This window comes from Ignavibacteriota bacterium, assembly GCA_016716225.1.
Taxonomy (GTDB): domain Bacteria; phylum Bacteroidota; class Ignavibacteria; order Ignavibacteriales; family Melioribacteraceae.
The window spans coordinates 2564531-2585070 of the sequence record JADJWT010000001.1; the positions used below are offsets into that span (position 1 = coordinate 2564531).

Annotated in this window: 17 protein-coding genes; 9 read left to right on the forward strand and 8 right to left on the reverse strand. The window is 28.9% G+C overall.

What is annotated here, in order from left to right:
• Positions 1–84: 84 nt before the first annotated feature.
• Complete coding sequence (locus tag IPM32_11385; GenBank protein ID MBK8945856.1) at positions 85–729, reverse strand: YigZ family protein; 645 nt, start codon at positions 727–729, stop codon at positions 85–87.
• Positions 730–814: 85 nt separating this feature from the next.
• Here IPM32_11385 and uvrA point away from each other — a divergent pair, with 85 nt between their 5' ends.
• Genes uvrA through rdgB form a run of 3 tightly spaced genes read left to right on the forward strand, consistent with a single transcriptional unit; the run spans position 815 to position 5598 of the window.
• Positions 815–3640, forward strand: a complete 2826-nt coding sequence (gene uvrA, locus IPM32_11390) for an excinuclease ABC subunit UvrA (protein MBK8945857.1) — start codon at positions 815–817, stop codon at positions 3638–3640.
• 5 nt (positions 3641–3645) lie between these two features.
• Positions 3646–4986 (forward strand): amidohydrolase family protein, encoded by a 1341-nt coding sequence (locus tag IPM32_11395; protein ID MBK8945858.1) that lies wholly within the window; start codon positions 3646–3648, stop codon positions 4984–4986.
• Positions 4987–5598 (forward strand): RdgB/HAM1 family non-canonical purine NTP pyrophosphatase, encoded by a 612-nt coding sequence (gene rdgB / locus IPM32_11400; protein MBK8945859.1) that lies wholly within the window; start codon positions 4987–4989, stop codon positions 5596–5598.
• A gap of 62 nt (positions 5599–5660) precedes the next feature.
• On the opposite strand, the gene ubiE is transcribed toward rdgB, so the two are convergent.
• The 4 genes from ubiE to rsmA all read right to left on the reverse strand — a co-directional run bounded on the left by ubiE (position 5661) and on the right by rsmA (position 9444).
• Positions 5661–6344 carry a bifunctional demethylmenaquinone methyltransferase/2-methoxy-6-polyprenyl-1,4-benzoquinol methylase UbiE gene (gene ubiE / locus IPM32_11405; protein MBK8945860.1) on the reverse strand — a complete coding sequence of 228 codons (684 nt, stop codon included), beginning with the start codon at positions 6342–6344 and terminating at the stop codon, positions 5661–5663.
• 4 nt (positions 6345–6348) lie between these two features.
• The gene (locus IPM32_11410; GenBank protein MBK8945861.1) at positions 6349–7125 is read right to left on the reverse strand and encodes a phosphatase PAP2 family protein; all 777 of its coding nucleotides are present in this window, start codon (positions 7123–7125) and stop codon (positions 6349–6351) included.
• 167 nt (positions 7126–7292) lie between these two features.
• Complete coding sequence (gene mgtE, locus IPM32_11415; GenBank protein ID MBK8945862.1) at positions 7293–8675, reverse strand: magnesium transporter; 1383 nt, start codon at positions 8673–8675, stop codon at positions 7293–7295.
• Positions 8659–9444, reverse strand: coding sequence for a ribosomal RNA small subunit methyltransferase A (gene rsmA / locus IPM32_11420; GenBank protein ID MBK8945863.1), 786 nt, complete (start codon positions 9442–9444; stop codon positions 8659–8661). Before rsmA ends, mgtE begins: the two co-directional genes overlap by 17 nt.
• 103 nt (positions 9445–9547) lie before the next feature.
• Between rsmA and IPM32_11425 the strand changes: the two genes are divergently transcribed.
• On the forward strand, positions 9548–10519 hold the full coding sequence (locus tag IPM32_11425; protein MBK8945864.1) for an ROK family protein: 972 nt from the start codon (positions 9548–9550) through the stop codon (positions 10517–10519).
• Positions 10509–11327 (forward strand): class D beta-lactamase, encoded by an 819-nt coding sequence (blaOXA, locus tag IPM32_11430; protein MBK8945865.1) that lies wholly within the window; start codon positions 10509–10511, stop codon positions 11325–11327. Before IPM32_11425 ends, blaOXA begins: the two co-directional genes overlap by 11 nt.
• Positions 11328–11337: 10 nt before the next feature.
• Here the strand turns inward: blaOXA and IPM32_11435 are convergent, their stop codons facing one another.
• From IPM32_11435 to IPM32_11445, 3 genes are all read right to left on the reverse strand, one after another.
• Complete coding sequence (locus IPM32_11435) at positions 11338–13293, reverse strand: ABC-F family ATP-binding cassette domain-containing protein (protein ID MBK8945866.1); 1956 nt, start codon at positions 13291–13293, stop codon at positions 11338–11340.
• Between the two features lie 14 nt (positions 13294–13307).
• Positions 13308–15527, reverse strand: coding sequence for a hypothetical protein (locus IPM32_11440; protein ID MBK8945867.1), 2220 nt, complete (start codon positions 15525–15527; stop codon positions 13308–13310).
• Between the two features lie 88 nt (positions 15528–15615).
• The gene (locus tag IPM32_11445; protein MBK8945868.1) at positions 15616–16443 is read right to left on the reverse strand and encodes a PHP domain-containing protein; all 828 of its coding nucleotides are present in this window, start codon (positions 16441–16443) and stop codon (positions 15616–15618) included.
• 328 nt (positions 16444–16771) lie between these two features.
• Between IPM32_11445 and gap the strand changes: the two genes are divergently transcribed.
• The 4 genes from gap to IPM32_11465 all read left to right on the forward strand — a co-directional run bounded on the left by gap (position 16772) and on the right by IPM32_11465 (position 20527).
• A complete protein-coding gene (gap, locus tag IPM32_11450) occupies positions 16772–17830 on the forward strand; it encodes a type I glyceraldehyde-3-phosphate dehydrogenase (protein MBK8945869.1) in 1059 nt (352 codons plus the stop codon).
• Positions 17831–17922: 92 nt separating this feature from the next.
• Complete coding sequence (locus IPM32_11455; GenBank protein ID MBK8945870.1) at positions 17923–19119, forward strand: phosphoglycerate kinase; 1197 nt, start codon at positions 17923–17925, stop codon at positions 19117–19119.
• A gap of 159 nt (positions 19120–19278) precedes the next feature.
• Positions 19279–20181: a rhomboid family intramembrane serine protease gene (locus tag IPM32_11460; GenBank protein ID MBK8945871.1), complete on the forward strand. Its 903-nt coding sequence runs from the start codon at positions 19279–19281 to the stop codon at positions 20179–20181.
• 49 nt (positions 20182–20230) lie between these two features.
• The gene (locus tag IPM32_11465; GenBank protein MBK8945872.1) at positions 20231–20527 is read left to right on the forward strand and encodes a GIY-YIG nuclease family protein; all 297 of its coding nucleotides are present in this window, start codon (positions 20231–20233) and stop codon (positions 20525–20527) included.
• Positions 20528–20540: the final 13 nt, after the last annotated feature.

A 20540-nucleotide genomic window follows, 5' to 3' on the forward strand; every position in this document is an offset into this window, starting at 1 on the left:
TTTAAATAATTTTATAATTATAAAAATTTATAAGGAGTTTAATATCCGAAAATGAATTTAAGTAAATCGGAACTTTTTATCAAATTAAATTTTGATTTTTGTAAGTTCTAAATAAATCTCTTCATTTTGAGCGGTTAAACTAACTTTCCCTTTAGTAAGATTCTCAACTTCATTTTTAAATAATTCAATTTTATAAGGTTCAATAAAGCAATTAATTTTTGGAGTTCGGTCAAATTTCTCAATGATTTTTTCGCATTCAAATTTTCTGGTTAAATGATGTACTTTACTTGAATCTTCATAATTATAAATAATTTCAATTTTCTGAAATTTAGTAAATTCAATAATTTTCGAAGTTTTTAACACATCAAACGCACATGTTGAATATGCTTTTCCCAGTGGACCAACTCCGAGTTTTACTCCGCCAAAATATCTTACAACAACAACTAAAATATTTGTCAAATTAAAATGATTTATTGCGTTAAAAATTCGTAAACCCGCTGTTCCATTTGGTTCTCCATCATCTGAGTATTTTTCTTCTCCGGAATTTATTTTATATGCATAACAATGATGAGTTGCATCGTAATAATTTTTTTTTAGATTTTTTAATTCATAATTTACATTTTCGTTTGAAGAAATATTAAACGCAAATCCAAAGAAAGAAGATCCTTTTTCTTTAAACTTACTTTCAGAATTTTTAGCAATTGTCAGCATTTTTTCTGAGTAATTCATTGTATTAAATTTTATAAATAATAAAAATTGATTTTCAGCTAACCTTTAACTAATATAATTGTTTGAACAATTCCAAATTTATTTAATGATACAAGATAAAATAATTATTAGAGGTGCAAGAGAGCACAATCTAAAAAATATAAATTTAGAAATTCCGCGAAATTCTTTAACCGTAATTACTGGTTTATCCGGTTCGGGAAAATCTTCATTAGCATTTGATACAATATTTGCCGAAGGGCAGCGAAGATATATTGAATCACTTTCGGTTTATGCTCGGCAATTTTTAGGTCAAATGGAAAAACCCGATGTTGATTTAATTGAAGGATTGAGTCCGGCAATATCAATTGAGCAAAAATCCTCCGGTGGAAATCCAAGATCAACAGTTGGTACGATTACGGAAATTTATGATTTTCTAAGATTACTTTATGCACGTGTAGGAACAGCACACTGTTACAATTGCGGGAATGAAGTTAAGAAGCAATCAAGTGATCAAATTATTGATAAAATTTTAGAAAATTTTGATGGTAAGAAAATTATAATTCTTGCACCGGTTGTACGAGGAAGAAAAGGACACTATCGCGAACTTTTTGAAGATATTCAAAAAGATGGATTTTTAAAAGTTCGTGTTGATGAAGAAATTATTGAACTTACAAAAGAATTTAAAGTTGATCGATATAAAATTCATAATATTGAAATTGTAATTGATAGACTTCAGATTTCGGATAAATCAAGATTTAGATTATCAGAATCGATTGAAGTTGCGTTAAATTTTGGGAATGGAATATTAATAATAAATTCTGAAAGCAAAGATTATGTTTTTAGTCGCCACTATGCTTGTGCAGAATGCGGAATAAGTTACAATGAACTTGCACCAAATTCATTTTCGTTTAATTCGCCTTATGGCTCCTGTACCGAATGCGATGGATTAGGTGAAAAGAAAGATTTAGATGTAAAATTGTTAATTCCAGATTTTGACAAAACAATTAATGAAGGTGCATTAGAACCAATTGGGAAGCCGAGAAAAATTTGGTTTTACAATCAGCTTGAAGCAGTTGGTAAATTTTTCAATTTTGATTACGATACAAAAATCAAAGACTTAACTGATGAACAATTAAATTTAATTCTGCATGGAAGTAAAGAAAAAATTCCTTTTGCGTACACTTTTGGGAATGGGAAAACTGCAAATTATATGCACAAATTTTCCGGTTTGAAAAAGTATGTGCAAAATTATTTTGATAATACTACTTCACCTAAAATTCGAGAATGGGCTGAATCCTTTATGAATTCTCAAGTCTGTTCAACATGCAATGGCGGTAGATTAAAAAAAGAATCTCTTGCGGTAAAAATTAATGGTTTAAATATAAGTGAAGTTTCAAATTTATCAATCGTAAAAACAAAACAATTTTGTGAGAATATTAAACTTGAAGGAAATGCAAAAATTATTGCAAATCAAATTATTAAAGAAATAAATTCCAGATTGGTTTTTCTGTTAAATGTTGGATTGGAATATTTAACGCTTGATAGATCAGCGCGTACACTTTCTGGAGGAGAATCTCAGAGAATTCGTCTCGCAACTCAAATTGGTTCACAGCTTACCGGAGTTCTATACGTTTTGGATGAACCCAGTATTGGTCTTCATCAAAGTGATAATATTAAATTAATTAAATCTCTGCAAGAATTGAGAAATTTAGGAAACACCGTAATTGTTGTTGAGCATGATAAAGAAACTATAATTCACTCTGATTACATTGTGGATCTTGGACCAAAAGCTGGAATTCATGGCGGGGAAATTTGTTTTCACGGAGATAGAAACAGTTTAAGTAAATTTGAAAATAGTAATTCAATTACAATTTCATATTTGTTAAATGAAAGATCAATAAAAACTCCGCTAACAAGAAGAAATAACAGCGAACTTTTTTTAGAAATTATTGGAGCTTCAGGAAATAATTTAAAAAATGTAAATCTGAAAATTCCACTTGGAAAATTTGTTGCTGTAACAGGAGTTAGCGGTTCCGGAAAATCTTCTTTAATTAATGAAACATTAGTAAGAATTTTGATGCGGAAAATTTATAATTCCAAAACTATTCCGCTTGATTATAAAGAAATAAAAGGTTTGGAATATATTGATAAAATAATTGAGATTGATCAATCACCAATTGGTCGAACTCCGAGATCAAACCCGGCAACTTACACAGGATTATTTACATTCATAAGAGATTTGTTTTCACAATTACCGGAATCAAAAATTAGAGGATATTCTCCGGGAAGATTTAGTTTTAATGTTTCCGGAGGAAGATGCGAAGAATGTCAAGGCGATGGATTGAAAAAAATTGAGATGAATTTTCTTCCGGATGTTTATGTAATTTGCGAAGAGTGCAACGGAAAAAGATACAATAGGGAAACATTGGAAGTATTGTACAAAACAAAATCTATAAATGACGTTTTGGAAATGACGATTGAATCTGCTTTAGAATTTTTTGAAGAAATGCCGCGAATAAAAAGAAAATTAAAATCTTTAAATGATGTTGGTTTGGGTTATATAAAACTTGGTCAACAAGCCACAACACTTTCCGGTGGAGAAGCACAAAGAGTAAAATTGGCAACGGAATTAAGCAAAGTCGGAACTGGAAAAACAATTTATATTTTAGATGAACCAACTACCGGACTTCATTTTGAAGATATAAATATTTTGCTTGGAGTTTTAAATAAACTTGTTGATAAAGGAAATACGGTTGTGGTTGTTGAACATAATTTGGATGTGATTAAAGTTGCGGATCATGTTATTGATTTGGGTCCAGGCGGTGGTGAATTTGGTGGAAACATAATTGCCGAAGGTACTCCGGAAGAAATAGTAAAAGACAAAAATAGTTTAACTGGTAAATTCCTTGAACAAGAATTGCAATTAAATTAATTCTAATGAAAAAGATTATTATTCCGAAAAATATTTTAACTGTTGATGAACAAAATAGAATAATTTACAATCACGCTGTAGAAATTGAGAGAAATAGAATTATTAATATTTTTCCAGCTAAAGAAATAGATTTTCAAAAATATGATGGTGAGATTTATAAGTTTTCAAATTTAACTTTAATTCCCGGATTTGTTCAAACCCATGTTCATCTTTGTCAAACAATTTTTAGAGGTTTGGCTGAAGATATGGAACTTCTTGACTGGCTTCAGAAAAAAATATTTCCTTACGAAAATTCACATAATAAAAATTCACTAAGACTTTCTGCACAATTAGGAATTCATGAATTACAAAAAGGCGGAACTACAACAATTTTGGATATGGGAACAATAAATCATCATGAAATAATTTTTGATGAATTAATAAAATCTAATATGCGCGCAATATCCGGCAAATGTATGATGGATATAAATTCACTTTTTCCAAAATTTATTGAAAGCACTGAAGATAGTTTGAATCAATCATATCAGCTTGCAAAAGAATTTCACAATTCAAATAATGGAAAAATTAAATACGGATTTGCGCCAAGATTCGTTTTGTCTTGTTCAGAACATTTGCTGAAAGAAACAAAAAGTATGATGAAAGATTTTTACGGTTCAATTTATCACACGCATTCATCAGAAAATAAAAGTGAAATTGAAGCCGTTAAACACTTGCACAATATGGAAAATATAGAATATTTTGATTCGATAAATATTCTTGGAGATCATACGGTTTTAGCTCATGGAATTCACGTAAATGAAAAGGAAATTGGATTGTTGAAAAATTCTAAAACAAGAATTGCACATTGTCCTTCATCAAATTTAAAACTTGGTTCGGGAATTGCAGATATTCCCAGATATTTAAATGAAAGTATTTCGGTTTCGCTTGGTGCCGATGGCGCGCCGTGTAATAATAATTTGAGTCAATTTACAGAAATGCGATTAGCATCATTAATTCAAAAACCAAAATATTCGCCAACTGCGATGGATGCTTTAACAGTTTTTCGTTTGGCAACAATTGAAGGTGCGAAAGCTTTAAATCTGCAAAATGAAATTGGAAGTATTGAAATGGGTAAAAAAGCCGATTTAGTTTTTTTGGATTTGGAGAAACCAAATCAAACATTAATTGATGAAAATATTTATTCAACAATTATTTTTTCTACGAATAATGAAAATGTAAAAGAAGTAATGATCGACGGCGATTGGGTTGTTCGCAATGGAAAATCTTTAAATTATTATGAAGCTGAATTATACAAAAAAGGTAAAATTGAACTGAATGAATTATTAAAAAGAGTAGAGTTAAATTAAATGAAAATAATTTTTGCAACCGGAAATAAAGGGAAATTACAAGAGGTAAAAGATATTTTTTCTGATACGAAATTTGAAATTATTTCTATGGAAGAAATTGGTTTTACCGATGAAATAATTGAAGACGGAAAAACTTTCGAGGAAAATTCATTTATTAAAGCAGATAGAATTTTTAGTGAATTTAAAATTCCGGTTATTGCAGATGATTCGGGTTTGGCAGTTGATCAGTTAAATGGTGAACCGGGAATTTATTCTGCGCGTTATGCCGGTGAAAGTGTTTCTTATTATGATAACAACATTAAATTGTTAAATGAACTTAAAAATTTTCCCGAACCGCATTTGGCTAAGTTTTTATGTTGTGCAGTTTATGTTGATGAAAAAAATAGAATTTCTGTTTTAGGTGAATTGCCGGGAAAAATTATAAATGAATTTAAAGGTGCACATGGATTTGGTTATGATCCAATTTTTCAACCTGAAGGATTTGATTTAACTTTAGCTCAAATGAATTTGGAAGATAAAAATAGAATTAGTCACAGAGCAAACGCCTTTAATTTTCTGAAGAAGAAAATTGAAGAAGTGAAATCGTTGAGATGTAAAAAAGTGGAAACGTAAAAAGTCAAAAAATAAATTCGTCATAAGTGGATAAGTTTAATCCAATAAATTCATCGTGATTATTATTTTTCAGCAATTACAACTTGAACAATTCCAAAAGTAAGAGAATTTTTTTCAATATTTCTGAATCCAACTTCACTTAAAATTTTTTCCAAACTAATTTTTGAATCAAAAATATTAACTGATTCCGGAAGGTAAGTGTAAGCTTCATTATCTTTTGAAATTAGTTTTCCTATAAGCGGAAGAATTTTCTGAAAATAAAATTGGTAAAGATTTTTAATTAAAAAGTTTTTCGGTAAACGAAATTCCAAAATTGTGACTTTCCCATTTTTTTTGAGAACTCTTAAAAATTCTTCAAATCCTTTCTTAATATCATAAAAATTTCTAACACCAAATGCTACTGTTATATTAGTAAAGTTTTCACTTTTAAGTGGAATTGCTTCAGCAACAGATTGAATTAAATTACCTTTACTCCATTCAACTTTTTCAATAAAATGCGAAAGCATATTTTTGCTAAGATCAACACCAATAATATTTTTTACGCCAAACTTATTTGCAGAAATAGAAAAGTCACCGGTTCCGCAAGCAATATCTAAAAGAATTGCATCCGAAGAAATTTTTGTAAGTTTTAACGCTTTCTTCCTCCAATAAAAGTCTATACCAATACTCAAAAAATGATTAAGAAAATCATATCTATGTGAAATGCTATCAAATATTCTTTTTACTTGTAATTTTTTTTCAATCATAATTTTAGTAATTAATAACTTCGTTGCCCGTATTTTTCTGCCACCAATTAAATAAATATTTTCCAGTTAAAATAGTGAAAATCATAAATACTGCGCCGCCAATTATATCAATAACATAATGATATCTTAAATAAACTGTTGCAATAATTAGAAGAGTTCCATCAACTAAAAAAAATAATTTATTATTGGATTTTAATTTTACCGAAAGAAACATTACGAGCAATGTCATTTGTGTATGTCCGCTTGGGAAAACATCTCTCTGCACAACTTCAAATGGATTTGTAGTTCCACTTGGAATTGATTCTCCGGTATTTATAACTTCTCGAAGAAAATTTGTTAATAATAATCCGGGTAATTCTAAATTTGTTGTTTCAAAATTATGTAAAGTAAATCGTGGACCAACAGCCGGGAGTAAAAAATATCCAACGTATGAAAGTAAAAATCCATATACAATTATAAAAATTATAAAATTGAATTCAGTTGATTTATGTTTTAATTGATATTCAATTCCAAGAATAATTGGAAGAAAGAAAAAAGTTCCATATGCAATTTGTAGAATTTCCGTGAGAACTGGATTTGCAAATTGAAATAGAAAAACTGTAGGATCAAATCCAAATAAAAATCGATCAGCAGCAATTAGCAAATAATCAAAATCTTTTGCATGGATTGAATGGAGTAAAATATAAACTTCTTTGAACGAAAGAAAAATTAATGGAACAACGTAATAGAAATGAATATTATGCCAAATTTTACTTTTTGTAGTTTCAGCTTTATAAGCCAAATAAAAAACTGTAAAAATTAGCAAAAAATTAATAACAACATATAAAAACCAATTTTCAATTGATTGATGAAAAACAAAATTTATAAGTATTAGAAATACATAAAAAAATATTACAACTAGATCTGTTGCATTCAGAAATTTTAGAAAACATTTTTGGAAGTTTATCATTAGGAAATAAATAAAGTTAGAAGTGAAAAATATATTATTAAACCAACAATATCGTTTGTAGTTGTTACAAATGGTCCGGTAGCTATTGCGGGATCGATATTTAATTTATCTAAAATGACCGGAACAATTGCACCAACCATTGTTGCATTAACCATGATAATAAATAGCGATGCAGAAAGAATATATGCAAAATTCAAATCGACTTTAAAAACAAAATAAGTAATTAACAAAAGTGAAACTGTACAAATCAATGAATTTACAAATGCAACTCTCAATTCTTTAAATAATCTTTTGAAAGTATCATTTTTCCAAATATCACCGGCATTAATAGCTTGAACCATTACAATTGCCGATTGGCTTCCGGCACTTCCGCCCATTGCCATTACAATTGGAATAAAAAAACTCGCAATAATTATTTGCTCAATTGAAGCTTGGAAAGATGCTAAAACAACAGCGCTTAGTAATTCACCGGCAAGTGAAACAAATAACCACGGAAGTCTGTTTCGCGAGATTCTAAATGTTGAATAACTAATTTCTTCTTCTTCAGTTAAACCGGCAATTTTCTGAATATCTTCAGAAGCTTCTTCGTGTATAACGTCTTGAATATCGTCGAATGTAATTCTGCCCAACATTCTTCTATGTTCATCAACAACGGGAATTGCAACCAAATCATATTTGTGCATTATATTTGCAACTTCTTCTTGATCCATTTCCGGTGTTACAAATATCAAATCTTCTTGAATAACAGATTTTATTTTCAAATTTAAAGGATTTACTAAAAGAGATTTTAATGTTACAATTCCCAATAATTCATCATTTTCTTTTAAAACATAAATGTGATAAATATGTTCGAATTCTTCGGCATTTTTTCTTACTTCCTCAATTGCATCTTTAATTGTTGCGTTGCTGTTTACGTAAACAAAATTGCTTGTCATAATACCACCGGCAGAATCTTCAGGGTATTTCAGCAATTCTTTTAATTCTTCAGAATCTTCTTTATCTATATTCTTTAAAACTTGCCGGGCAATTGTTTCCGGAAGATCGCTTACAATATCTGTTGCATCATCTGAATAAAGTTCTTCAACAATGTTAGAAATTGTTTTTACATCAATATCTTTAAGAATTTTTTCTCTTAAACTTTCATCGATTTCTAATATTACTTCACCGGCAGTTTCTGTATCAAGTAAAGAAAATGCATATTTTGCGCTTGCCAAATCCAATCGATTTATAATTTCGGCAATATCAGCAGAATGCAAATCAGCAAAAATATTTAATAAACTTTTTTCGGCTTCATTTTCTATTAAACCGGTAATGCTTTCCAAAAGTTCATTATCAACTTGCAGAACAGTTTTTACATTCGATATTTCATTTTCTATTGGCATTTTCTTTTTGAACGAATTCTGTTAAAGTTAGATAATCTTTTACTTCCAATTCCTCAGCACGTTTTTCCATTGGAAAATTATTTGATGAGAAATTATAATTTGCAAATATACTATTCCTTAGTGAATTATTTAAAGTTTTTCTCCTATTTCCAAATGCTGCTTTTACAACTTTTATGAAGATATTTTTATCAATTCCGGTTAATTCTGTTTTATCAAAAATAATATGAATAATTGCCGTTTCTACATTTGGTTTTGGGTAAAATACATTTTTTGAAACTTTTGAAACAATATTAATTGATGAAAAATAGTTGAATATAATTGTTAAAGCTCCATATTCTTTTGTTCTTTTTTTTGCAGTTAATCTTTTTGCTATATCAAGCGGAATTATAAAACAAGCTTCTTTCACAATTTCTTTTTCATCAAGAAGTTTAAATAATATATCTCCGGTAAGATTAAATGGAATATTCCCAATTATTTTTACTGGAGGTTTTATTTTCAATTCATGAAAATTGATTTTTGTAAAATCTGAATTAATAATTTCAGCTTTTGGAAACTGAAATTTCAATTCATCTATTACTCTTGTATCAATTTCTATAGCGCAAAAATTTTCAATTTTTTTATAAATTTCTTTTGATATAAAACCTTTCCCCGAACCAATTTCCAAAACAGAATCTGAGCTTTGAATTTGCAGACATTCTAGCATTTTATCTACAACATTCTTATCAGTCAAATAATTTTGACCAAATTTTTTTAAAGGTTTTATTGGCATCTTTCTTTGATGATAAAATTTACTTTTTTAACTTATAATTATAAATGATAAAATTTATTTACTCCGCACAAAATAACAATAAAAATTAATTTAGAGGAATAACTTGGGAAAAGAATATATAATTTCGGTCGATTTGGGAGGAACAAAAATTCTTTCCGCGTTAATTAATAAAGACAAACAAATTATTGATAGAACCAAAGTTTCCACCGATGTTAAAAAAGGTCCGGAAAATCTTGTACAATCTGTTGCGGAAAGTATAAAAGAATTGCTTGCAAAAGTTGGAATTGATGAAACAAATATTAAAGCTATAGCTTTGGGTGTTCCGGGAACTGTTAATCCGGAAAGTGGAATTATTTCTGTTGCCCCAAATTTGCAAATTGAAAATTTTAACATAAAAAAAGAAATGGAAAAATATTTTAATATTCCTTTACTTTTAGAAAATGATGTAAATATGGCTGCACTGGGAATTAAATATTTTGAATACAAGAATACAATTCAGAATGGATTGGTGGTTTTTCTTGGAACCGGAATTGGAGGTGGATTAATTTTCAACGGACAATTTTACAGAGGTTCATCATTTTTTGCGGGTGAAATTGGACATATGAAAGTTAGATCAAATGGATATTTAGATGGAGACGGAGAAAAATCTACTTTTGAAAATCTTGCGAGCAGAACAGCAATTGTTAATAATATTATTAAAAAATCGGAAAAGAGAAATACTGTTTTGAAAAAAATTATTAAAGAAAAGGAAAAAATAAAAAGTAAGAATCTTCAAAAGGCAATTGAGCAAAAGGATGAATTGGTTATTGAAGAAATTGAAAAAGCTTGCAAAATTGTTGGAACAGTTTTAGGAAGTATTACAACATTGTTAAATTTAGATACAATAGTTTTAGGCGGCGGATTAATTGAAGCAAATGAAAAATTTATGATGGAAAAAATAGATAAAGCATTTAACAATGCTGCAATTAAAGATGCGGCAAAAGTTGTAAATTTAAAAGCTACAAAATTAGGCGATGACGCACCACTATACGGCGGATATGCTTTAGTTGAGGAGTTTATAAAAGATGAAAATTAAATTAATTTTTCTGCTAATTTTATTTATTACCAATTTTTGTTTTGCTCAAACTTCAATAAAAGAAATCAGCCCAAAATTTTTCGTTAAAAATGAATGGAAAAAATATTTTGAAAATGTAAATGTTGATGGAACTTTTCTTTTATATAATTCAACAAAAGATTCGACTAATGTTTATAATTTAGAAAGAACCGAAAAACAATTTCTTCCGGCTTCAACTTTTAAAATTCCTAATTCATTGATTTCATTAGAAACAAAGGCAATTAAAGATGAAAATGAAATTATAAAATGGGATGGCGAAAAAAGATTTATTGATAACTGGAATCAAGATCATAATTTAAAAACAGCAATTAAATATTCTGTGGTTTGGTTTTATCAAGAATTGGCAAGAAGAGTTGGTTTTGAAAAAATGCAAAAATTTCTAAATGAAATTAATTATGGTAATAAAAGACTTGGTGATAAAATTGATACTTTTTGGCTTGAGGGCGAAATTAGAATTAGTGCGGTTGAACAAATTTTATTTTTAAATAAATTTTTAAAAAATGATTTACCGTTTTCTAAACAGAATATGGAAATTGTAAAAAATATTATGCTTGTTGATTCGACAGATTCTTATAAATTGTATGCAAAAACCGGTTGGTCTGCTAGAGTTAAAAATGATAAACAAATCGGCTGGTATGTTGGATTTGTTGAAACAAAAAATGATACTTGGATTTTTGCAATAAACATTGATATAAATAGTGAAAATGATTTACCGCATAGAATAAATATTTGTAGAGAAATTTTGAAATCGGAAAGAATAATAAATTAAGATAAAATAGTTATTCACTTTTACTTACTTCATTTGCAATTCTTTCTAATTCCTCGTTTGATTGTGTCCAATCTATATAACAATTTTCAAGATCAACTTTTACTTTTTCATAATCAAGTTTATTTTGCTTTGCCAAAATAGGATTTGAATAAACTTCTTCTTTCATCATGTCCAATTCTAAATTTGTTTTCAAGGTTTCCAATTTTTCAATTTCATTTTCTACTAAATTAATTTTTGTCTTTAAACTCTTTGTTGCGTTATGAAATTTTTGTCTTCGTTCAGCTTCAAATCTTTTTTGATCTTTTCTAGTAAGTTTGTTCGTTTCATCTAAATTTGCAATTTCATTTTTTTCTGCAGTATCAATTTCTTCCTTTTTTGATAAGTAATAATCAATTCCGCCATAAAAAACTTTTAAGTTATGATCTCTAACTTCAATTACTTTAGTTACAATTGGCTTAAGAAAATCAACATCGTGAGAAACAATTATTAAAGTTCCATTAAATTGAATTAAAGCATTTTGCAAAATTTTCTTTGAATCAAAATCCAAATGGTTTGTAGGTTCATCAAGAATAATTGTGTTTGCTTTTGTAAGCAAAACTTTAGCTAGTCCAACTCGACTTTTTTCACCGCCGGAAAGAACTTTTATTTTTTTGAAAACTTCATCACCGTTAAATAAAAATGCACCTAATAAAGTTCTAAGCTGCCCAATTGTATTTTCAGAATCGCTCTCAAATAATTCTGTGATTATATCATTTTCCAAATTCAAATTATCAACAACATCTTGTGCATAAAAAGAAATTAAAGTGTTGTGACCAAATTCCAAATTTCCAGAAGTTGGTTCAATTCTTTTTGATAAAATTTTGGAAAGTGTAGTTTTGCCAGCACCATTTGGTCCCACTAATGCAATTTTTTCGCTACGTTCAATATCCAAATTAATATTTTCTAAAACATTTAAAGTTCCGTAAGATTTAGAAATATTGTTGATTTTAATCGGTACAACTCCACTAGGCGTAGTATCAAAAAAACGGAAATGAATTTTACTTTCGGTTTCAACCAATTCAATTCTTTCAATTTTATCAAGCTGTTTTATTCTGCTTTGCACTTGTTTAGCTTTTGTTGCTTTATATCTGAATCTTTCAATAAATTGTTCTGTCTGTTTAATTTTTTTTTGCTGTTCGGCAAATTCTAATTTTAATCTTTCAGCGCGTTCTTCTTTAAAATTTAGATACTCATTATAACTGCCTTTGTAAAAGGTTACATTCTTATTATAAATTTCTAGAGTTTTATTGCAGATATTGTTAACAAAATATCTATCATGACTAACAAGAATAATAGCACCTTTATAAGATTTTAGAAATTTCACGAGCCATTGAAGTGAATCAATATCTAAATGGTTTGTAGGTTCATCAAGTAAAATTATATCATTATTTGAAGCTAATATTTTTGCAAGCTCAACTCTCATTTGCCAACCGCCGGAAAGCTCTGAAGTTGATTTTTCAAATTGTTCTTTTGCAAAACCCAATCCCATTAAGATTTTTTCAATATTGGAATTTATTTCATAATAACCAATTTCTTCTTTTTGATGATTTAATTTCCCGATTTGATTAATAACGTCATCATGTTCTTTTCCATGCGATGGAAATTGATGTAGTTTTTCTTGAAGAAAACTCTCTCTTTTATCAATATCAATTATTTGTGGAAGAGAATTTCTAACATCATTAAAAATTGTAGAATTATAAATAGAAATTAATTCTTGGGGAAGGTAGCCGATCTTCAAACTTTTTTTATATAATATCGTTCCGCTTTCTTGAGATTGTTTCCCAGAAAGCATTTTTAGAAAAGTTGATTTTCCGGTACCGTTAGAACCGACCAAAGCAATTTTATCTTGCGGAAGAATTTTGAGATTTACATTTTCAAATAAATTCTCGCCGGTAAATTGTATTGAAAGGTTGTTAATGTCTATCATTTAAGAATTGAAAATTATTTTCGCAGTATTGCAACTTTTGTGTGTCCAATTTGATTTACTTCCATGTCATAAGCAACGATTATGTAAATTCCAGATGAGACTAAATTACCAACTTTATCTTTACAATCCCAATAAGTTGATTTACCGCCAATTGAACGAAATTCTTGAATAACTTTTCCGGAAATATCTAAAATCTTAATTTCAGAATCTTCAATTAATCCATCAATGATTAAATCAACATCGTTTTGTTTTGTAATCTCAATTGGATTTGGATAAACTGAAATATTAGTAAAGTTCTCATTAGGTTTTATAAACATTGTATTAATGGCAGTTAGTCCAAAATCAGTTCCAACATAAACGATTCCATTATTTTCATCTATGGTTATATCTTTAATTATATCAGAAGGAAGCGGTGAATTATTTGTATTATAATTTGCTAATAAAGTTGAACCATCAGCACTCATTAAAAAAATTCCTTTTGCGGTGCCTATCCATTTTTGATTGATTGCATCAACAGAAATTGCATTAATTGTTTCTGATCTAATTGCAAAATATTGATCATTTCTTAAAGAGTTTGGTGAAGATGGATCCGGAATAACATCAATTCCGCTGCTTGTTCCAATAATTATTTCGCCAAATTTATCAATTACTAAATCTCTTATATCTTTACTTCTTAATCCTATGTTTTCAGTAATTCTTCCCCATGTATCATCAGATAGATTTTCTAATGTTCCGTTGTCATTAAAGTAGTAAATTCCTTCTGTAGGTGAATCTCCGCCAATATCTCCGGAAAACCATTTTGTATTATATTGATCAATAACCAATTCTTTTACACTTATAATTGATGAAGTTAGCGGACTTCCTAATTCATAACTAATAATTGAGCCATCACTTTTTAGAACACTTATTGGTTTTTTATCTGCTGCCCAGTAATTTAAAATCCATGTATTTCCATTATCATCTTCCTCAATATCGTTTATTACTAAAAATTCATTTGAATTTGGAATCCCAATTATTCCGCTATTTACTGCATCAAATCTTTGAAATTTTCCATTACTAAATTTTAAAAAACCTCGTCCCCAGCTTGAAAAATAAACAGATTTACCTGATGCGGAAACTCTATGAAAATCATTGAAAATTATTTCCTCTGTATTACTAATATTATAAAGTGACCATTGAGAATTATCAAATTTCATAACTCCAATTCCAGAGCCGTTTTTACCGGTTGCCGACCATAAATTATTTTCATGATCAACAGCTAAAAATATAAACCCGCTTGTTGCTGGACTATTAGGTATAATTGTTCTATTAATTTGCGATGAATAATTTAACAATCCTTTATTACTGCTTACGTAGAAATTATTTTGCTCATCTATTTGAAAGGATTTAAAATCCGCATTGCTTTCATTCACAAAAATATTATCGCTTCCATCATATTTTCTAATTGTGTTTTTGAATAAAGAATAAATTATTTGTTCTCTTGTAATAACTTCCAAAACTTCCGAATTATTATATAGAAAAGTTGACCAATTACCACTTGAATATTTCAACAATCCTTTATCAGTTGCTGCATAAATTTCATTATTAAATTCAGTTAATGCATTTACTTCATTTGCTGGAATCTGTGCAGTGATTGTAATATTTTGCCATGATTCCGGCGCTGTTAAATTTGTTGCTCCAGATTTTTTAATTGCAATTCCGGCTTGAGTGATTACAAAAATTGAACTTCCCAAATAAACTTTTTTTACGGGAGTTTCACTTGCAAAATTTCCAAATTTAAGTATGCTGTCAAAAAAGGAAAAATCAATTGTATTAATTAAAGTTAAACCAAATGCTGTTGATACAAATGCCGTATCATTTCTGAATGAAATATTATTTATACTTTTTATTGATTTATCAGTTTTGAATATTTCCAAAATTGTTTTAATCTCTCCGGTAGAAGGAGTATAAATTATTATGTAACCTTCATTTGTTCCAAGCCATAATTTTTTATTTTGATCACAATTTATTGAAGTGATGTTTTGACTCATCAATCCATCAGATTTTGTCAAAGTTTGATATGAACTATCGGAAAGTGAAAACCCAAAAATTCCACCATCGGTTGATGCCCAAATTGTATTATCAATTTTGCAAGATTGAAATACATTTTTAAACGAGGAATAATTTTGCCAACTTTTTATTGTTTGTGAATATGTTATAATATTTAAGAAAAAAAACAACAATAATTTTTTCATCTGCCACTCAATTCTGTTCTGATTCTGAAAATATATGAATTTAAAAATTTTCATAAAGTCTAAATTTTTCTGACCTATAAAAGAGTAATTATAAATAACGATTTGAAGTTAAGGAATTTTTGATATTATTTAGAATCGATTCATTAACAAAATATTTTCCAAAATTTGCTTCATCATTTCTTAAACCGCCGTGAAAATCTGAACCACCGGAAGCAAGTAAACAATATTCATTTACAATATCCGCATAAAATTTTTGCTGAAATTTTTTATGTGATGAATGAACAACTTCAATTCCGTCAATTCCAAGTTTGATTAATTTATTTAAAATTGATTCTTTCATTTTTCCCGGATGAGCAATAAATGAAAGTCCGCCAGCATCATTAATTATTTTAAATGCACTTTGAGGGGATACGTGAATTTTTCTTTCAAAAGCCGGACCATCATCGCCAATATATTTTTGAAATGCTTGTAAAAAATTTTTTGTAATTCCTTTTTTTAGCAAAGCTTTGGCAATATGAGGTCTACAAATAGGTGAATTTTTAGAAAATTCTAAAACATCATCTATGGTTATTTCAACATTAATTTTGTTTAATTTTTTAATTATTCTTTTGGCGCGTTCAAAGCGTTCATCTCTAAAAAATTTCAAAACTTTATTTAATTCTTTGTCTTTGTAATCAATAAAATATCCTAAAATATGAATTTCAGCACCTTCAATATCAGTGCTAATTTCTACACCGGGAACAACTTCAATCCCAATTTTTCTTCCATATTTTATAGCTTCTTCAATTCCATTAACAGAATCATGATCTGTAATTCCAACAACTGAAATTTGTTTTTTGTGAGCTAAATCTAGCAACTCTTGAGGCGATAGAGCCCCGTCTGAATATGTTGTATGAGTATGTAAATCTGCTTTAATTTTCACAATGAAATATTGGATAGAGTTGCAAAATTTTAGATTGAAAAGTAATGAATTTTATATTAGAAAACATATGAATCGCTAAATTCAAATCTTATGAAAATGAATAATATTTCATTGATTTGATAAATTATTTATGATTTGTGAAAAATTTTCAAATTTTAATGTAAAATAGTGAAAAATATTTTCTTACGTTTTTACATTTAAACATGAAAATTAGATTTTTATAAGACTTACACATCTTCATTTTGTAATTGAACTCTTAAAATATTATCTTTGACAATTATAAATTTATTTATTCATAAACATTAGAATTAAAGGAGAAAAAATGGCTATAAAAGTTGGTATTAATGGTTTTGGAAGAATTGGACGTCAAGTTATCAACGTTCTCGCAGAAAAAGGAATGCTTGGTAAAGAAGTTGATGTTGTAGCTGTAGTTGATGTTAGCACAGACGCGAAATATTTTGCATATCAGTTAAAATATGATTCAGTTCACGGCAAATTTAAAGGTGAATTGGGCAGTGCAAAAAGTGATCCTTCTTTAGCAGATGACGACTTAATTGTTGTTAACGGCGATAAAATTAAATGTGTTATGGCTCAAAAAGATCCTTCACAATTACCTTGGGGTGAATTAGGTGTTGATATAGTTATAGAATCAACCGGATTATTTACAGATTCCGAAAAAGCTAAAGGGCACTTAGCAGCTGGCGCTAAAAAAGTTTTAATCTCTGCTCCGGGAAAAGGTGATGTTAAAACTTTAGTTATGGGTGTTAACGACGATGAATATCAACCGGAAGTTCATAATATTGTATCAAATGCATCTTGCACAACAAACTGTTTAGCTCCAGTTGTTCACGTTTTATTAAAAGAAGGAATTGGTATTGAAAATGGTTTGATGACAACAATTCACTCATATACAGCAACACAAAAAACTGTTGATGGTCCTTCCAAAAAAGATTGGAGAGGTGGACGTGCAGCAGCAATTAATATAATTCCATCATCAACCGGAGCTGCGAAAGCTGTTGGCGAAGTTTTACCAAAAACTAAAGGTAAATTAACCGGAATGTCATTCCGTGTTCCAACTGCAAACGTTTCTGTTGTTGATTTAACTTTCCGTTCTGAAAAAGAAACTTCAATTGAAGAAATTGATGCGTTAATGAAAAAAGCTTCAGAAACTTATTTACAAGGAATATTGGGTTATTCAAATGAAGAAGTTGTTTCTACAGATTTTATTCATGATGAAAGATCTTCAATTTATGATTCGCTTGCAACTTTACAAAATAATCTAAAAGGTGAAAAAAGATTCTTCAAAGTTGTTTCTTGGTATGATAACGAATGGGGTTACTCAAATAGAGTTGTTGATTTATTGTTAAAAATGGGAAAATAAATAAATTGTAATAATTTAACAAAGACGCAGTCAAAATTAATGGCTGCGTTTTTTATATCTATAAACTGAATTCAAGGAATTCGGAGGAGAAAATGGAAAAATTATTTATCGAAGATTTAGACCTTAAAAGTAAAAAAGTTTTAGTTCGTGTTGATTTTAATGTACCGTTAAACGAAAATTTAGAAATTACTGATGATATCAGAATTACATCTGCACTTCCAACAATTGAAAAAATTGTTAAAGATGGCGGAAAAGCAATATTGATGAGCCACTTGGGAAGACCAAAAGGGGGACCAAATCCAAAATATAGTTTAAAACCAACAGCAGTTCGTTTGGGTGAATTGATAGGAAAAGAAGTAAAATTAGCTCCCGATTGTGTTGGTGAAGAAGTGAAAAAAATGGTTGATGATATGAAAGAAGGCGATGTTTTAATATTAGAGAATGTCAGATTTCATGCGGAAGAAGAAAAAAATGTTCCGGAATTTGCAAAGCAATTAGCAGATTTAGGAGAAGTCTACATTAATGATGCATTTGGTTCTGCTCACCGTGCACATGCTTCTACAGAAGGAATAACAAAATATATTTCGCAAAATGCATCTGGTTATTTGATGAAAAAAGAATTGGATTATTTGGGAAGCGCAGTTGAAAATCCTAAACGACCGTTTACAGCAATTTTAGGCGGTGCAAAAATTTCCGGCAAGATTGATGTAATTCAACAATTAATGAGCAAAGTTGATAACTTGATTGTCGGCGGCGGAATGGGCTACACATTTTATAAATCGCAAGGTTTGGAAATTGGAACATCACTTTTAGAAGCTGATAAAGTTGATCTCGCAAAAGAAATTCTTGAAAAAGCAAAAACTTCAGGAGTAAATTTTATGCTTCCGGTTGATGTAGTTGTTGCTCCGGAATTTGATAATTGCTCACTTTCTGATGTAGTTCCGGTTAATGAAATGCCGGCAGATAAAATGGGATTGGATATTGGACCAAAAACAATTGAGAAATTTAAAGAAATAATTTTGGTAAGTAAAACAGTTGTTTGGAACGGACCAATGGGAGTTTTTGAATTTGATAATTTTGCAAAAGGGACAAACGCAATTGCCGAAGCTTTAGTTGAAGCTACAGAAAAAGGTGCAATTACAATAATTGGCGGCGGAGATTCTGCAGCAGCAATTAAAAAAGCCGGATTGGATGAAAAAGTTTCTCACGTTTCTACCGGCGGCGGTGCTTCTTTAGAATATTTAGAAGGTAAAGCTTTACCTGGAGTTGAAGCTCTTACCAATAAATAAATTTGAAACCTTTTAAATCAAATTTAGTCTAATCTTTCAAAACCTCCGGAATTTGTAAACTATTCAAATTCGGAGGTTTAATTTTATACTAATTTATTTTTAATAATATTTTAGTAAATTCCAAAAGTGATTATAAAGATTTAATTTTAGGAAATTTTAATGGCTTATAATGATTATCGACCAAGAGGATTTGGCGGATTTAGTTTTTTTCCTCCGGTTATAAAAAATATTTTAATTATAAATGGAATTGTTTTTTTTATTTCAATTATTGCACAAAATATTGTAATTGGCGGAGTTTTACTTGATAATTTAATCACAAAATATTTTGCATTAATTCCATTCAGTAATACATATTGGAATTTTATGCCTTGGCAATTAATTACATATCAGTTTTTGCATGGCGGATTTTCTCACATATTTTTTAATATGTTGATGTTGTGGATGTTTGGTATGGAAATCGAAAATATTATGGGCTCGAAGAAATTTTTAATTTTCTATTTGCTTGCCGGAGTTGGAGGAGGAATTCTGCAATTATTATTGGGAACCGGTTCGGCTCCAATAATTGGTGCATCCGGAGCTGTTTATGGAGTTATGGTTGCGTTTGCAATGTATTTTCCGGATAGGTTAATTTATATATATTTTCTTATTCCCGTTAAAGCAAAATATTTAATTGTTTTCATGATGGTTATTGAATTTCTTTCCGTTGGTGATGCAAGTTTTGTTGCACATTTAGCTCATTTAGGCGGAGCAATTATCGGATTTTTATTTGTAATTATGGATAGAAAAAACAATTATAATTTTGATAGAATTTTCGAAAGTTTCAAAAGTAAAACAGATTATTCTGATAATTTTTCATTTAAGAAGAAAAAATCACCGTTTAGTTTTGGTAAAAAAGAAGCAGAAGAAGCTGAGTATTATGAAATAAATTCGGCAAATAAAAACGAAGAAAAAATTTCACAAGAAACAATTGATAAAATTTTAGATAAAATTAGTCAAAGTGGTTATCAAAATTTAACAGAAAAAGAAAAGAAAATTCTTTTTGAAGCAAGCAAGAAAAATTAATTTTGTTTTTGTCATTGCGAGGAGTTTACGACGAAGCAATCTGTAAAATATGATAGAACATTTTTATGTTTATATACTAACTAATAAAAACAAAACTGTATTATATACGGGTATTACAAATAATTTACAAAGAAGATTATTCGAACACAAAAATAATTTTGTAGATGGCTTTACAAAAAAATATAATATCCATTATTTAATCTATTTTGAAATTTTTAAAGATTCACTGAACGCTATTAAACGAGAAAAACAAATCAAAGCTGGCTCAAGAAAAAAGAAAATTGAATTGATTGAATCAATAAATCCCAATTGGGAAGACCTCTCTGAAAGGTTTAATATTTTTTAAAGAATCATTTATA

Excerpts from the sequence above, each read along its gene's own strand:
- IPM32_11455 (MBK8945870.1), top strand. The coding sequence starts at position 17,923 with ATGGAAAAATTATTTATCGAAGATTTAGACCTTAAAAGTAAAAAAGTT.
- IPM32_11440 (MBK8945867.1), bottom strand. The coding sequence starts at position 15,527 with ATGAAAAAATTATTGTTGTTTTTTTTCTTAAATATTATAACATATTCA.
- IPM32_11465 (MBK8945872.1), top strand. The coding sequence starts at position 20,231 with ATGATAGAACATTTTTATGTTTATATACTAACTAATAAAAACAAAACT.
- IPM32_11385 (MBK8945856.1), bottom strand. The coding sequence starts at position 729 with ATGAATTACTCAGAAAAAATGCTGACAATTGCTAAAAATTCTGAAAGT.
- mgtE (MBK8945862.1), bottom strand. The coding sequence starts at position 8,675 with ATGCCAATAGAAAATGAAATATCGAATGTAAAAACTGTTCTGCAAGTT.
- ubiE (MBK8945860.1), bottom strand. The coding sequence starts at position 6,344 with ATGATTGAAAAAAAATTACAAGTAAAAAGAATATTTGATAGCATTTCA.
- uvrA (MBK8945857.1), top strand. The coding sequence starts at position 815 with ATGATACAAGATAAAATAATTATTAGAGGTGCAAGAGAGCACAATCTA.
- blaOXA (MBK8945865.1), top strand. The coding sequence starts at position 10,509 with ATGAAAATTAAATTAATTTTTCTGCTAATTTTATTTATTACCAATTTT.
- rsmA (MBK8945863.1), bottom strand. The coding sequence starts at position 9,444 with ATGCCAATAAAACCTTTAAAAAAATTTGGTCAAAATTATTTGACTGAT.
- IPM32_11460 (MBK8945871.1), top strand. The coding sequence starts at position 19,279 with ATGGCTTATAATGATTATCGACCAAGAGGATTTGGCGGATTTAGTTTT.
- IPM32_11395 (MBK8945858.1), top strand. The coding sequence starts at position 3,646 with ATGAAAAAGATTATTATTCCGAAAAATATTTTAACTGTTGATGAACAA.
- gap (MBK8945869.1), top strand. The coding sequence starts at position 16,772 with ATGGCTATAAAAGTTGGTATTAATGGTTTTGGAAGAATTGGACGTCAA.
- rdgB (MBK8945859.1), top strand. The coding sequence starts at position 4,987 with ATGAAAATAATTTTTGCAACCGGAAATAAAGGGAAATTACAAGAGGTA.
- IPM32_11435 (MBK8945866.1), bottom strand. The coding sequence starts at position 13,293 with ATGATAGACATTAACAACCTTTCAATACAATTTACCGGCGAGAATTTA.